Here is a 12862-nt window from a genome sequence, read left to right on the forward strand (position 1 = left end):
GACAGTATATCGCGCTTTGTCAGGTTTATCCGTACTTCCGGGGCCGATACGATACGCCACCTCACGGGAGGATCCACCATGACGTATCGCAGTAAAGTCGCCGCTGTCTATCTGCTGGGCTTTTTTCTTGATTTGATCAACATGTTTATTGCCAGCGTCGCCTTTCCGGCGATGGCGCATGCCCTTAACGCCACGCCTTCAGCGCTTGCCTGGGTGAGTAACGGGTACATTGCCGGCCTGACGCTGGCGATCCCGTTCAGCAGCATGCTCACGCGCCGCGTCGGACCAAAGCGCGTCATCCTGCTCTCGCTTTTTCTGTTCAGCGCGGCTTCTGCTGCGGCAGGCTTGTCTGCAACGCTGGAAAGTCTGATTGCCTGGCGCGTGCTGCAGGGCGTGGGCGGAGGCTTACTCATCCCCGTCGGACAGGCGCTGACCTGGCAACAGTTTCAGCCTCACGAGCGTGCCAGACTCTCCTCGGCGGTGATGCTGGTGGCGCTGCTTGCTCCCGCCTGTTCCCCTGCACTCGGAGGCGTGCTGGTAGAGGCAGTGAGCTGGCGCTGGATATTTTTCGCCACGCTCCCGGTGGCCATCGTGACCTTTGTGCTGGCCTGCCTGTGGCTTAAACACGAAATACCCGCGATGAAAGCGGCCAGACTGCTCAACCTGCGGTTGCTCGCGGACCCGCTTTTGCGTTTTTCTATGCTTGTCTATTTATGCGTGCCCGGCATGTTTATTGGGGTGAACGTTACGGGCATGTTTTATCTTCAGCACGAGGCGAACATGAACCCATCCGCAGCGGGAATGCTCATGCTGCCCTGGTCCGTGGCATCGTTTATCGCCATCACGGCGACGGGACGCTATTTTAACCGTATCGGCCCCCAGCCGCTGATTGTCATCGGCTGCCTGCTGCAGGCGACGGGTATCCTGCTTTTGATTCTCGTCAGCTCGGCTACGCTGCTTCCTGCCGCTGCGTTTACCCTGATGGGCGCGGGGGGAAGCCTGTGCAGCAGTACAGCTCAGAGCAGCGCTTTTCTGACGATGCGCCGGGAAGAGATGCCGGATGCCAGCGCGCTGTGGAATCTCAATCGTCAGCTGAGCTTTTTTGCCGGCGCCCTGCTGCTGGCAGAGGCCCTGAGTCTGGCGCAGAGTTATCTGGCACCGCTCGCCGCCTGGCACGGGATGTTTATTTTTGCCGCAGGCATGACCTTGCTGCCTGTACTGTACGTTTTTCGTCTTAACAATACGCAGCTGCTGACCCAGCTGCGACAGGAGAATTCATGACGCCTTTCGAACACGAGATTATCGACCTCCACATTGCGCTTGAAGACTGGTTAGGCACAGGTGAAGGCGATTCCGACGCCCTGCTCGCCCGCTTCCGTCCAGATTTTCTGATGATCCCGCCGGGCGGCGTCCATGTCGACTATGACGGCCTTGTGGGCTTTCTGCACAGTCAGCGCGGAAGCCGTCCCGGACTGAAGATCGTTATTGATGAATTAACGACGCGACAGGCGTGGCCCCACGGCGCGGTGCTGCACTACCGAGAGACGCAAACCCGGCCAGACCTGCCCGTCAACGTGCGCTGGTCAACCGCGGTGCTCAGTCAGGAAGGCGACAAAATAACGTGGCGTCTGCTGCACGAAACGGCGGCACAGCCGTAACACAAAAGAAAAAGGCCCGTCTCACGACGGGCCTTTTTTGACGAAAGGTTGCTTATTCGCGGAACAGCGCTTCGATATTCAGACCTTGCCCCTGCAGGATTTCACGCAGGCGGCGCAGACCTTCTACCTGAATCTGACGAACACGTTCACGGGTCAGGCCAATTTCGCGGCCGACGTCTTCCAGTGTCGCAGCTTCATACCCCAGTAAACCGAAACGACGTGCCAGCACTTCACGCTGTTTGGCGTTCAGTTCGAACAGCCATTTGACGATGCTCTGCTTCATGTCATCGTCCTGCGTGGTGTCTTCCGGACCGTTGTCTTTTTCATCGGCCAGGATGTCCAGCAGCGCTTTTTCGGAGTCGCCACCCAGAGGGGTGTCAACGGAGGTAATGCGCTCGTTGAGACGCAGCATACGGCTTACGTCATCAACCGGTTTGTCGAGTTGTTCGGCAATTTCTTCTGCGCTTGGCTCGTGGTCCAGTTTATGGGACAACTCGCGCGCGGTACGCAGATAGACGTTCAACTCTTTGACGATGTGGATCGGCAGGCGGATCGTACGGGTCTGGTTCATAATAGCCCGTTCGATGGTCTGACGAATCCACCAGGTCGCGTAGGTTGAGAAACGGAACCCGCGTTCCGGGTCAAACTTCTCAACTGCGCGGATGAGACCTAAGTTGCCCTCTTCAATCAGATCCAGCAGAGCCAGACCACGATTGCCGTAACGGCGGGCAATTTTCACGACCAGTCGCAGGTTACTTTCAATCATGCGACGACGCGAGGCAACATCACCACGCAAAGCACGACGTGCGAAATAGACTTCTTCTTCGGCCGTTAGCAGTGGGGAGTAACCAATCTCCCCAAGGTAAAGCTGAGTCGCGTCCAGTACACGCTGTGTGGCGCCCTGCGATAACAGCTCTTCTTCAGCCAAATCGTTATCACTGGGTTCCTCTTCTACTAAGGCTTTTTCGTCAAAAGCCTCTGCTCCGTTCTCATCAAATTCCGCGTCTTCATTTAAATCATGAACTTTCAGCGTATTCTGACTCATAAGGTGGCTCCTACCCGTGATCCCTGAACGAGACACCCTGGCTGGCATGCCCCGTCAATTTATCGCTGCGGCAAATACTGCAGCGGGTTTACGGATTTCCCCTTGTAACGAATTTCAAAATGCAAGCGTGTAGAACTGGTTCCGGTGCTACCCATGGTAGCGATTTTTTGCCCCGCCTTAACTTCTTGTTGTTCCCGGACCAGCATTGTGTCGTTATGGGCGTAGGCACTCAGGTAATCATCATTATGTTTGATGATAATAAGATTACCGTAACCGCGCAGAGCGTTACCGGCATACACAACGCGTCCGTCTGCGGTCGCGATGATAGCCTGTCCTTTACTGCCTGCGATATCGATCCCTTTGTTTCCACCCTCAGAGGTTGCGAAGTTCTCGATAATCTTGCCGTCGGTTGGCCAGCGCCATGCGGTGATGGACGAACTGGCATTCTGACTGCTTGCAGTCGGTTCAGTAGAGCTAACCACAGGTGCCGTGGTCGGTGCTGTGACAACAGTCGCAGTCCCTTTATTATTCGGCAACATTTTGTTAGCAGTCTGATCACCTGAATCCTCAGAATACGTAATTACAGGTTGTGAAGCAACCACCGTGGTGGATTTTTGTGCAGGCTTAACGCTGTTATTTTGAGCCGTCACATCGGCCGCTGAAACCGTATTGCCAGGCGTCAGAGGCGTACCCGTTGCGTTGCCCACCTGGAGCGTTTGGCCAACTTCCAGAGCATACGGGGCCTGGACGTTATTGCGCTGCGCGAGGTCACGGAAATCGTTCCCGGTGATCCAGGCAATATAGAACAGCGTATCGCCGCGCTTCACGGTATAGGTGCTGCCGCCGGTATAGCTGCCTTTCGGAATGTTCCCATACTGGCGGTTATAGACTATGCGGCCATTTTGGGTCTGAACAGGCTGTTCAACTGGCTGAATCTGCGTTGGCTGTGTAACAGGATGTTGCACAGGCTGAATTTGTGGTGTTTGCTGCGGCGCAGCAGTGCCCATTTTAGGCGGAGGCGTGATCAACATTCCGCTGGACGTGTTACCAGAGCCGCTGTTTCCCCCGACGGAACTGACGGGCGCAGGCGCGTTATTAGAACTTGTACAGCCTGCCAGCCAGAGCGAAACCAGTGATAATGCCGCAACACGGCTGATGGTGAATTTAGGGCTTCCCGCGCTCATTTATCCCCCAGGAATGTGTTAACTACCAGTGACTTAAAATTTACCGTGATGACACGAATCTTTCGCGCCACACCATACGCTGAATTTGCCTTAATAACCCTGGATAAATCTGAGTCTCAGGCCAACTCCCCTTTTACCAGAGGCACAAAGCGCACGGCTTCCACGGTGTCGATAATAAACTCGCCGCCGCGCCGACGAACGCGCTTCAGCAGCTGCTGCTCGTCCCCAACGGGCAGAACAAGAATGCCCCCCTCATCCAGCTGCGACAAGAGCGCAGCGGGAATTTCAGGCGGAGCCGCCGTCACGATGATAGCGTCAAACGGGGCGCGAGCCTGCCAACCCTGCCATCCATCACCGTGTCGTGTCGAAACATTATGTAAATCAAGTTGTTTCAGGCGACGACGCGCCTGCCATTGCAAACCTTTGATCCGCTCTACGGAACAGACATGGTGTACCAGATGCGCCAGGATGGCGGTCTGATACCCCGACCCGGTGCCAATCTCCAGCACGCGTGAGTCGGGCGTGAGCTCCAGCAGCTCCGTCATCCGCGCCACCATATAAGGCTGCGAAATCGTCTGGCCTTGCCCGATGGGCAGCGCCACGTTTTCCCACGCTTTGTGTTCAAACGCCTCGTCTACAAATTTCTCACGCGGGACCTGAGCGAGCGCCTCAAGCACGTGCTCGTCGCGGATCCCCTGTGCGCGAAGTTGTTCCAGAAGAGTTTGTACACGTTTGCTTACCATTGCGCGTTCACTCCTGCGCGATCCAGCCAGCCCGACACCACATCATGCGCGCTATACGCGGTTAAATCTACGTGCAGCGGGGTAACCGAGACGTAGCCTTCATCCACGGCGGCAAAATCGGTGTCCGGACCCGCATCGCACTTATCGCCAGGAGGCCCTATCCAGTAAAGCGTGTTGCCGCGAGGATCCTGCTGCGGGATCACCTGATCGGCCGGGTGTCGGCTTCCGCATCGCGTAACGCGAATGCCTTTAATTTCACTGAGAGGAAGATCCGGCACGTTGATGTTGAGAATACGTCCGGTACGCAGCGGTTCGCGGCCGAGCGCCCGCAGGATCGAGCAGGTTACCGCGGCGGCGGTATCGTAGTGCGTGTGGCCGTTTAACGAGACCGCCAGCGCCGGGAACCCCAGATGGCGCCCCTCCATTGCCGCCGCTACCGTTCCGGAGTAAATCACGTCATCGCCAAGGTTCGGCCCGGCGTTGATGCCGGAGACGACGATATCCGGACGCGGCCGCATCAGCGCGTTCACGCCCAGAAAGACACAGTCGGTCGGCGTGCCCATCTGCACGGCAATATCGCCATTTTCAAAGGTAAAGGTGCGAAGCGACGACTCCAGCGTCAGCGAGTTAGACGCTCCACTGCGGTTACGATCGGGAGCCACAACCTGCACATCCGCAAATTCACGGAGGTGCTTCGCCAGGGTCTGAATGCCCGGCGCGTGGATCCCGTCATCGTTACTCAGCAATATTCGCATAATCACCCGAGGTGTTGATAAGTTCCCTGACAACACTGGTGGCAAAGCTACCTGCCGGCAGCCAGAAGCGTAACTCGACGGTTACGTCATCCCACCAGTTCCAGCTTAACTGCTGCGGATAGAGCAGCATCGCGCGGCGTGCTGCTTCGACTTTTTCCCGCACCAGCAAGGATTGTAATTCTGGCGCATCCGCCACCGCCGACTGCTCTGCGCTCAGCGCGTCGCCCTGGGTGCCCCAGTCGCCTGAGCCCGGCAAAGCTGCGGTAATCATCAGCGCTTTGGCATCCACGCGCGCCTGGACATCGGCCATTTCTTCGGCCGTTGCAACAAACCAGCTTCCGCGTCCCGCTAATTGTAGCGCATCGCCAACAACAACTTGATTCGCGTCCGGTTTTTTCAGCCTTTCGCTCACAATCTGATTAAACAACGCGCTGCGGGCCGCCGACAACCAAAAACTGCGTTTATTCCTGTCGCGCACCGGTGCATCGCTTTGCGCCCAGCGCAGCGCGCCCTGCAGGTTGCTGCCGCCAATGCCAAAGCGCTGCGCGCCAAAGTAGTTCGGTACGCCGCGGTCATTAATGGCATTCAGGCGTTTTTCAACGTCTTCACGGTCAGACACTTCGCGCAGCACCAGCGTAAACGCGTTGCCTTTCAACGCTCCCAGGCGCAGCTTGCGCTTGTGGCGGGCGTACTCCAGCACCTTACAGCCTTCAAGCTCAAATTTGCTTAAATCAGGCATCGTATTGCCGGGAACGCGCGCGCAGAGCCACTGCTCGGTGACGGCATGTTTATCTTTCTGCCCGGCAAAGCTCACTTCGCGGGCATGAATTTTGAGGAATTTTGCCAGCGCGTCGGCCACAAAGCGGGTATTGCAGCCATTTTTCAGAATACGCACCAGGATATGTTCGCCTTCGCCATCCGGCTCAAAGCCCAGATCCTCCACCACGAGGAAATCCTCCGGGCTGGCTTTCAGCACACCGTTCCCCTGCGGCTTACCGTGCAGGTACGTCAGGTTATCGAAGTCCGTCATTTTGTTGCCTTCACCAGCAGCGCCACGGCTTCACAGGCGATCCCTTCGCCACGACCGGTAAAGCCCAGTTTCTCCGTGGTGGTAGCTTTGACGTTGACATCGTCCATATGGCAGCCCAGATCTTCGGCGATGAACACGCGCATCTGCGGAATGTGCGGCAGCATTTTCGGGGCCTGGGCAATAATCGTCACGTCGACGTTGCCGAGGGTGTAACCCTTGGCCTGAATGCGGCGCCACGCTTCGCGCAATAGTTCGCGGCTGTCTGCTCCTTTAAAGGCCGGATCGGTGTCCGGGAACAGCTTGCCGATATCGCCGAGCGCGGCAGCGCCGAGCAGCGCGTCGGTCAGCGCATGCAGCGCCACGTCGCCATCAGAATGCGCCAGCAGCCCTTTTTCGTAAGGAATACGTACGCCGCCAATGATAATTGGGCCAACGCCTCCAAAGGCGTGTACATCAAAACCGTGTCCAATTCGCATTATGCCTTCTCCTGATGGGTCGAACGGGTAAGATAAAATTCCGCGAGCTGTAAATCTTCCGGGCGCGTCACTTTTATATTATCAGCGCGTCCTTCAACAAGCGTTGGGTGAAAACCGCAATACTCCAGCGCGGAGGCTTCGTCCGTGATGGTCGCACCTTCGTTAAGCGCACGCGTTAAGCAGTCGTGGAGCAGTTCGCGGGGGAAAAATTGCGGCGTCAGCGCGTGCCATAAGTCGACGCGCTCAACGGTGTGGGCGATTGCATGCATGCCCGGCTCGGCGCGCTTCATGGTGTCGCGCACCGGCGCGGCCAGAATGCCGCCCACTTTGCTGGTTTCGCTCAGCGCCAGCAGGCGTGCCAGATCGTCCTGATGGAGACACGGACGCGCCGCGTCATGCACCAGTACCCACTGCGCGTTTCCGGCAGCCTGAATGCCTGCCAGCACGGAATCGGCGCGCTCGGCACCGCCATCGACAACGGTAATCTGTGGGTGGTTTGCCAGCGGCAGCTGCGCAAAACGCGCATCGCCGGAACTGATGGCGATGACCACGTGCGTCACCCGCGGGTGCGCCAGCAGCGCCGCCACGGCGTGCTCGAGGATCGTTTTATCGCCAATTGAGAGATACTGCTTGGGACATTCTGTCTGCATGCGCCGACCAAAACCTGCGGCCGGCACCACGGCACATACGTCCGAAAAAGTTGCTGCCATGTCGTAATCCTGGGCCTGATTATCGATTGTTTTGTGCTGAGCCCTGATTGCGTTTAGACGCATCCGGAACCAGACGATAAAAGGTTTCGCCCGGCTTAGTCATACTAAGTTCATTACGCGCGCGTTCCTCAATCGCCTCTTGTCCGCCATTGAGGTCATCAATTTCAGCAAAGAGTTGATCGTTACGCGCCTTAAGTTTGGCGTTTGTTGCCTGCTGAGCCGCGACGTCATCGCTCACCCGGCTGTAGTCGTGCAGTCCGTTTTTACCGAACCACAGCGAATATTGCAGCCAGATTAGCAAAGCCAGCAACAGCAGCGTTAGTTTACCCATCCTGCCCCCTGAAAAAACGGCATCATCATCCCATAACTTTCCGTTCGACTCTACTGCGGGGTTTTAATTATGTCGCAAGTTAGCCCATCAGCCATAAAAACAGCAGACCAAAGATGACGACAACGGTGGCAATCGTGATAACCGTACTATACAGGAGCTTGCCGTTGAAAAGGGAGTGCAGCGCAACCCCAACAACGACCGCAACGGGCATCAGCGCCAGGAAGAAGGGCCAGGTGTAGAGAAAAAAGAAAAGGGTGTTACCCCCGTAGATCAAAAACGGGATACCCAGCGCCAGTAACCACGACGCAAAGCCGACTATCGCCCCAGGGAAGGACCAGGTCGTCTCGTCATCGGTGGTTAACGGTTCCGACCCGGTGGTGATAATGTAGTTTTCACTGTTGCGCATAGCTAATCCTGTGACCGTGACTCATCGTTCGGGAAGACAGCTCCCGAACGATACCGCCTCAGGATCTGATAATATCGTCCCGTCTGAGCAGGTCTAATAATTGGCTTACTAAATTTGTTACCAATTGTTGACCCTTCAGATGAATCTCAGGCGATTCAGGCGCTTCGTAAACCGAGTCAATTCCGGTGAAGTTTCGCAGCTCGCCGGCACGCGCTTTTTTATACAGCCCTTTCGGATCGCGCGCTTCACAGATCTCCAGCGGCGTATCGACAAACACTTCAATAAAGCGATCCTGGCCCACGCGCTCGCGCACCATCTGGCGTTCGGCGCGGTGCGGTGAGATAAACGCCGTCAGCACCACCAGCCCGGCGTCCGCCATCAGGCTGGCAACCTCCCCCACCCGGCGAATGTTCTCTTTACGGTCGTCGTCGCTGAACCCCAAATCGCTGCACAGGCCGTGACGCACGTTGTCGCCATCCAGCAGGTAGGTACTCACTCCCTGCTGATGCAGCGCCTCTTCCAGCGCGCCCGCTACCGTGGATTTACCGGAGCCAGACAGCCCGGTAAACCACAGCACAACCCCACGGTGGCCGTGGAGCTGTTCGCGCTGGGCGACGGTGACCGGATGAGGATGCCAGACGACGTTCTCATCATGGGCGGCCATTACTTACCTCCCAGCAGATCGCGGACGCCCCAGTGCGGGAAGTGCTTACGCACCAGCGCGTTAAGTTCCAGTTCGAAGGCGCTGAATTCCGAGGCCGCGGTCGCCTGCTCGTTTGGCTCACGCACCATCCCCGCGCCGACGGTAACGTTCGTCAGACGGTCGATAAAGATCAGCCCGCCGGTTACCGGGTTCTGCTGATACGGATCCAGCACCAGCGGCTCGTCGAAGGTCAGATCCACCAGGCCAATACCGTTCAGCGGCAGCTCGCTCACGTCACGGTGGGTCAGGTTGTTGATGTCCACCTGGAACTGAATGCCGTCCACGCGGGCGCGGGTTTTCTTGCCCGCAATTTTGATGTCGTAGCTCTGGCCTGCTGTCAGCGGCTGTTCGGCCATCCACACCACGTCCACGGACGCGCCCTGCACCGCCGCCAACGTCTCCTGCGCGTCGACCAGCAGGTCGCCGCGGCTGATGTCAATTTCGTCTTTCAGCACCAGCGTGACCGCTTCCCCTGCCCCGGCTTCCTGCAGGTCACCGTCGAACGTCACGATGCGAGCGATAGCCGACTCCACACCCGATGGCAGCACCTTGACGCGCTGCCCCACCTTCACGGCGCCGGAGGCGATAGTGCCGGAGAAGCCGCGGAAATCGAGGTTAGGACGGTTAACGTACTGCACCGGGAAGCGCATCGGCTGGGTGTCGACCACGCGCTGGATCTCAACGGTCTCCAGCACTTCCAGCAGCGTCGGGCCGCTGTACCACGGCATGTTCGCGCTCTGTGAGGCGACGTTATCGCCTTCCAGCGCCGAAAGCGGCACAAAACGAATATCCAGGTTGCCCGGCAGCTGTTCGGCAAAGGTCAGGTAGCTCTGGCGGATCTCCTCGAATTTCTCTTCGCTGAAGTTCACCAGATCCATCTTGTTGACCGCCACCACCAGATGTTTGATCCCCAGCAGCGTCGAGATAAAGCTGTGGCGGCGGGTCTGATCCAGCACGCCTTTACGCGCGTCCATCAGCAGAATCGCCAGATCGCAGGTAGAGGCGCCGGTCGCCATATTACGGGTGTACTGCTCGTGCCCTGGCGTGTCGGCAATAATAAATTTGCGCTTTTCGGTCGAGAAGTAGCGGTAGGCCACGTCAATGGTGATGCCCTGCTCGCGCTCCGCCTGCAGGCCGTCCACCAGCAGCGCCAGGTCGAGTTTTTCGCCCTGGGTACCGTGACGCTTGCTGTCGTTGTGCAGGGAAGAGAGCTGATCTTCATAAATCTGGCGCGTATCGTGCAGCAGGCGGCCAATCAGGGTACTTTTCCCGTCATCCACGCTGCCGCAGGTCAGAAAACGCAGCAGGCTTTTGTGCTGTTGCGCGTGCAGATACGCTTCGACGCCGCCTTCGTTGGCAATTTGTTGAGCAATAGTGGTGTTCATGGCGGCTCCTTAGAAATAACCCTGACGTTTCTTCAGCTCCATGGAGCCGGCCTGGTCGCGGTCAATCACGCGCCCCTGTCGCTCGCTGGTGGTGGACACCAGCATCTCTTCGATGATCTCCGGCAGCGTCTGCGCGTTGGATTCCACCGCGCCGGTCAGCGGCCAGCAGCCGAGGGTACGGAAACGCACCATCTGTTTTTTGATCACTTCACCCGGCTGCAGGTCGATGCGATCGTCGTCGATCATCATCAGCATGCCGTCGCGCTCCAGCACCGGGCGCTCGGCGGCCAGATAAAGTGGCACGATCTCAATATTTTCCAGATAGATGTACTGCCAGATATCCAGCTCGGTCCAGTTGGAGAGCGGGAAGACGCGAATGCTTTCGCCCTTGTTGATCTGGCCGTTGTAGTTGTGCCACAGCTCCGGGCGCTGGTTTTTCGGGTCCCAGCGGTGGAAGCGATCGCGGAAGGAGTAGATACGCTCTTTGGCGCGGGATTTCTCTTCATCACGGCGCGCGCCGCCGAAAGCCGCGTCGAAACCGTATTTGTTCAACGCCTGCTTCAGCCCTTCGGTTTTCATGATATCGGTATGCTTGGCGCTACCGTGCACGAACGGGTTAATGCCCATCGCCACCCCTTCCGGGTTTTTATGCACCAGAAGCTCGCAGCCGTAGGCTTTCGCGGTACGGTCGCGGAACTCGTACATTTCGCGGAATTTCCAGCCGGTATCCACGTGCAGCAGCGGGAACGGCAGCGTACCTGGATAAAACGCTTTACGCGCCAGATGCAGCATGACGCTGGAATCTTTACCGATGGAGTACATCATCACCGGGTTAGAAAACTCGGCGGCCACTTCGCGGATAATATGGATACTCTCCGCTTCAAGCTGCCGCAGGTGTGTAAGACGTTTTTGGTCCATAACCGTTCCTTAAGCCAAATTTACGACAGAAGAACCAAAGCCTTCTGTATCGGTTGTGTTCTGAAACCAGGCGAGCGTGCTGTGCAGCTGCACCACTTCCCCCACCACAATCAGGGCGGGCATCGGGGCGTCTTTCGCCAGGGTTGCAAGATGTTCCAGCGTGCCCGTCGCAACGTGCTGATCGACGCGCGTGCCGCGAGAAATGACGGCAACGGGCGTCGTCGCCTCGCGACCGTGCTGAATAAGCTGTTCACTGATGTCTGCCGCCTTCATCGTGCCCATGTAGATCGCCAGCGTCTGGCGGCTCTGGGCGAGATGCGACCAGTCGAACGGAGTGCTGTCGGCCTTGTAGTGGCCGGTTACAAAGGTCACGCTCTGGGCGTAATCGCGATGGGTCAGCGGAATACCGGCGTAGGCCGTCACCGCAGAGGCCGCCGTGATGCCGGGCACCACCTGGAACGGTACGCCCGCCTCGGCTGCCGCCTGCAGCTCTTCACCGCCGCGACCGAAAATAAACGGATCGCCCCCTTTCAGGCGCACCACGGTTTTACCCGCTTTGGCGGCATCAACCAGCATCTGGTTGGTGTCGTGCTGTGGCACCGAGTGCTCGCCAGCCCGTTTGCCGACGCAGATTTGCTCCGCGTCGCGACGGATCAACTCGCGCACGCCGTCGGTGACCAGATGGTCGTAGAACACCACGTCCGCGTCCTGCAAAACCTGCAGGCCACGCAGCGTCAGCAGCCCGGCATCGCCCGGCCCTGCCCCCACAAGAATGATCTCCCCGCTCGTGTTGCCGGGGTTATCCAGTTCGTCTTCGAGGATTTTCTGCGCCGCCGTTTCATTACCGGCATGCATCAGGCTGGCAAAGCGGCCGCGAAACACGCGCTCCCAGAAGCGACGGCGTTCCGTCACGCTGGTCAGACGGTTTTTTAAATGGTTGCGCCAGTAGCTGGCTTTCTCCGCCATGCGTCCGAGGCTGGTCGGCAGCAGCGCTTCGATTTTTTCCCGCAGGACGCGCGCCAGCACCGGCGCGGTGCCGCCGGAGGAGATCGCCACCAGCAGCGGCGAACGGTCAACGATCGACGGGAAGATAAATGAGCATAAAGGCTGGTCGTCCACCACGTTCACCAGACGGTGACGGACCTGGGCGGCTTCAGAGACACGCCGGTTCAGTTCCCGATTTTCAGTTGCCGCAATCACCAGCACCACACTGTCGAGTTGTGACTCGTCGAAATCCGCCTCTTCAACGACACGCACCTGTGCCCCTGCACGCTGCAGAAACGCGATTTTGCGATCGGCAATTTCACCCGTGCCGACAACCAGTACCGGTCGGTCTTTTAAGGCGGCAAAAAGGGGCAGATAGTCCACAGGCAACAACTCACTAACAACGAGGAATAGAGGGACTATAGGGGGCGGCTTAGATCGAATGAAATTACGAATTGGAATGAGTAGTTACTCAATGGAATAACGACATGAAAAAGCAAATACCAAAAAGTGCTTAACTCGCGACATTTCGGG

At 57.8% G+C, this 12862-nt stretch carries 15 protein-coding genes; 2 read left to right on the top strand and 13 right to left on the bottom strand.

Features of this window, described 5'->3' with window-relative positions; genetic code table 11:
* Positions 1–78 precede the first annotated feature (78 nt).
* Entirely contained in the window at positions 79–1281 is a 1203-nt protein-coding gene (locus AC4ICF_RS18230; RefSeq protein WP_316380133.1) for an MFS transporter, read from the top strand.
* Positions 1278–1658 carry a DUF4440 domain-containing protein gene (locus AC4ICF_RS18235; protein WP_316380132.1) on the top strand — a complete coding sequence of 127 codons (381 nt, stop codon included), beginning with the start codon at positions 1278–1280 and terminating at the stop codon, positions 1656–1658. The genes AC4ICF_RS18230 and AC4ICF_RS18235 overlap by 4 nt, the downstream gene beginning before the upstream one ends.
* Before the next feature lie 52 nt (positions 1659–1710).
* On the opposite strand, the gene rpoS is transcribed toward AC4ICF_RS18235, so the two are convergent.
* The 13 genes from rpoS to cysG form a co-directional block, all read right to left on the bottom strand.
* Complete coding sequence (gene rpoS, locus AC4ICF_RS18240; protein ID WP_013098493.1) at positions 1711–2703, bottom strand: RNA polymerase sigma factor RpoS; 993 nt, start codon at positions 2701–2703, stop codon at positions 1711–1713.
* Between the two features lie 59 nt (positions 2704–2762).
* The gene (nlpD, locus tag AC4ICF_RS18245) at positions 2763–3887 is read right to left on the bottom strand and encodes a murein hydrolase activator NlpD (RefSeq protein ID WP_041908436.1); all 1125 of its coding nucleotides are present in this window, start codon (positions 3885–3887) and stop codon (positions 2763–2765) included.
* Between the two features lie 116 nt (positions 3888–4003).
* Positions 4004–4630 (bottom strand): protein-L-isoaspartate(D-aspartate) O-methyltransferase, encoded by a 627-nt coding sequence (locus AC4ICF_RS18250; protein ID WP_000253882.1) that lies wholly within the window; start codon positions 4628–4630, stop codon positions 4004–4006.
* Positions 4624–5385 carry a 5'/3'-nucleotidase SurE gene (gene surE / locus AC4ICF_RS18255; RefSeq protein WP_316380131.1) on the bottom strand — a complete coding sequence of 254 codons (762 nt, stop codon included), beginning with the start codon at positions 5383–5385 and terminating at the stop codon, positions 4624–4626. Before surE ends, AC4ICF_RS18250 begins: the two co-directional genes overlap by 7 nt.
* On the bottom strand, positions 5366–6415 hold the full coding sequence (truD, locus tag AC4ICF_RS18260) for a tRNA pseudouridine(13) synthase TruD (RefSeq protein ID WP_316380130.1): 1050 nt from the start codon (positions 6413–6415) through the stop codon (positions 5366–5368). Before truD ends, surE begins: the two co-directional genes overlap by 20 nt.
* Positions 6412–6891, bottom strand: coding sequence for a 2-C-methyl-D-erythritol 2,4-cyclodiphosphate synthase (gene ispF, locus AC4ICF_RS18265; RefSeq protein WP_116343469.1), 480 nt, complete (start codon positions 6889–6891; stop codon positions 6412–6414). The genes truD and ispF overlap by 4 nt, the downstream gene beginning before the upstream one ends.
* Positions 6891–7601: a 2-C-methyl-D-erythritol 4-phosphate cytidylyltransferase gene (gene ispD, locus AC4ICF_RS18270; protein ID WP_116343470.1), complete on the bottom strand. Its 711-nt coding sequence runs from the start codon at positions 7599–7601 to the stop codon at positions 6891–6893. Before ispD ends, ispF begins: the two co-directional genes overlap by 1 nt.
* A 19-nt stretch (positions 7602–7620) precedes the next feature.
* Positions 7621–7932: a cell division protein FtsB gene (ftsB, locus tag AC4ICF_RS18275; RefSeq protein WP_008499609.1), complete on the bottom strand. Its 312-nt coding sequence runs from the start codon at positions 7930–7932 to the stop codon at positions 7621–7623.
* A gap of 79 nt (positions 7933–8011) precedes the next feature.
* Positions 8012–8338, bottom strand: a complete 327-nt coding sequence (locus AC4ICF_RS18280) for a DUF3561 family protein (RefSeq protein ID WP_080330142.1) — start codon at positions 8336–8338, stop codon at positions 8012–8014.
* A gap of 58 nt (positions 8339–8396) precedes the next feature.
* Positions 8397–9002 (bottom strand): adenylyl-sulfate kinase, encoded by a 606-nt coding sequence (cysC, locus tag AC4ICF_RS18285; protein ID WP_080330141.1) that lies wholly within the window; start codon positions 9000–9002, stop codon positions 8397–8399.
* Positions 9002–10426: a sulfate adenylyltransferase subunit CysN gene (cysN, locus tag AC4ICF_RS18290; RefSeq protein WP_316380129.1), complete on the bottom strand. Its 1425-nt coding sequence runs from the start codon at positions 10424–10426 to the stop codon at positions 9002–9004. Before cysN ends, cysC begins: the two co-directional genes overlap by 1 nt.
* A 9-nt stretch (positions 10427–10435) precedes the next feature.
* Positions 10436–11344 carry a sulfate adenylyltransferase subunit CysD gene (gene cysD / locus AC4ICF_RS18295; RefSeq protein ID WP_008499613.1) on the bottom strand — a complete coding sequence of 303 codons (909 nt, stop codon included), beginning with the start codon at positions 11342–11344 and terminating at the stop codon, positions 10436–10438.
* Positions 11345–11353: 9 nt separating this feature from the next.
* Positions 11354–12703: a siroheme synthase CysG gene (gene cysG / locus AC4ICF_RS18300; RefSeq protein WP_316380199.1), complete on the bottom strand. Its 1350-nt coding sequence runs from the start codon at positions 12701–12703 to the stop codon at positions 11354–11356.
* Between the last annotated feature and the right edge of the window lie 159 nt (positions 12704–12862).

The organism is Enterobacter sp. ECC_219_Taxon_10 (assembly GCF_058354905.1).

Excerpts from the sequence above, each read along its gene's own strand:
- AC4ICF_RS18230 (WP_316380133.1), top strand. The coding sequence starts at position 79 with ATGACGTATCGCAGTAAAGTCGCCGCTGTCTATCTGCTGGGCTTTTTT.
- AC4ICF_RS18235 (WP_316380132.1), top strand. The coding sequence starts at position 1,278 with ATGACGCCTTTCGAACACGAGATTATCGACCTCCACATTGCGCTTGAA.
- rpoS (WP_013098493.1), bottom strand. The coding sequence starts at position 2,703 with ATGAGTCAGAATACGCTGAAAGTTCATGATTTAAATGAAGACGCGGAA.
- nlpD (WP_041908436.1), bottom strand. The coding sequence starts at position 3,887 with ATGAGCGCGGGAAGCCCTAAATTCACCATCAGCCGTGTTGCGGCATTA.
- AC4ICF_RS18250 (WP_000253882.1), bottom strand. The coding sequence starts at position 4,630 with ATGGTAAGCAAACGTGTACAAACTCTTCTGGAACAACTTCGCGCACAG.
- surE (WP_316380131.1), bottom strand. The coding sequence starts at position 5,385 with ATGCGAATATTGCTGAGTAACGATGACGGGATCCACGCGCCGGGCATT.
- truD (WP_316380130.1), bottom strand. The coding sequence starts at position 6,415 with ATGACGGACTTCGATAACCTGACGTACCTGCACGGTAAGCCGCAGGGG.
- ispF (WP_116343469.1), bottom strand. The coding sequence starts at position 6,891 with ATGCGAATTGGACACGGTTTTGATGTACACGCCTTTGGAGGCGTTGGC.
- ispD (WP_116343470.1), bottom strand. The coding sequence starts at position 7,601 with ATGGCAGCAACTTTTTCGGACGTATGTGCCGTGGTGCCGGCCGCAGGT.
- ftsB (WP_008499609.1), bottom strand. The coding sequence starts at position 7,932 with ATGGGTAAACTAACGCTGCTGTTGCTGGCTTTGCTAATCTGGCTGCAA.
- AC4ICF_RS18280 (WP_080330142.1), bottom strand. The coding sequence starts at position 8,338 with ATGCGCAACAGTGAAAACTACATTATCACCACCGGGTCGGAACCGTTA.
- cysC (WP_080330141.1), bottom strand. The coding sequence starts at position 9,002 with ATGGCCGCCCATGATGAGAACGTCGTCTGGCATCCTCATCCGGTCACC.
- cysN (WP_316380129.1), bottom strand. The coding sequence starts at position 10,426 with ATGAACACCACTATTGCTCAACAAATTGCCAACGAAGGCGGCGTCGAA.
- cysD (WP_008499613.1), bottom strand. The coding sequence starts at position 11,344 with ATGGACCAAAAACGTCTTACACACCTGCGGCAGCTTGAAGCGGAGAGT.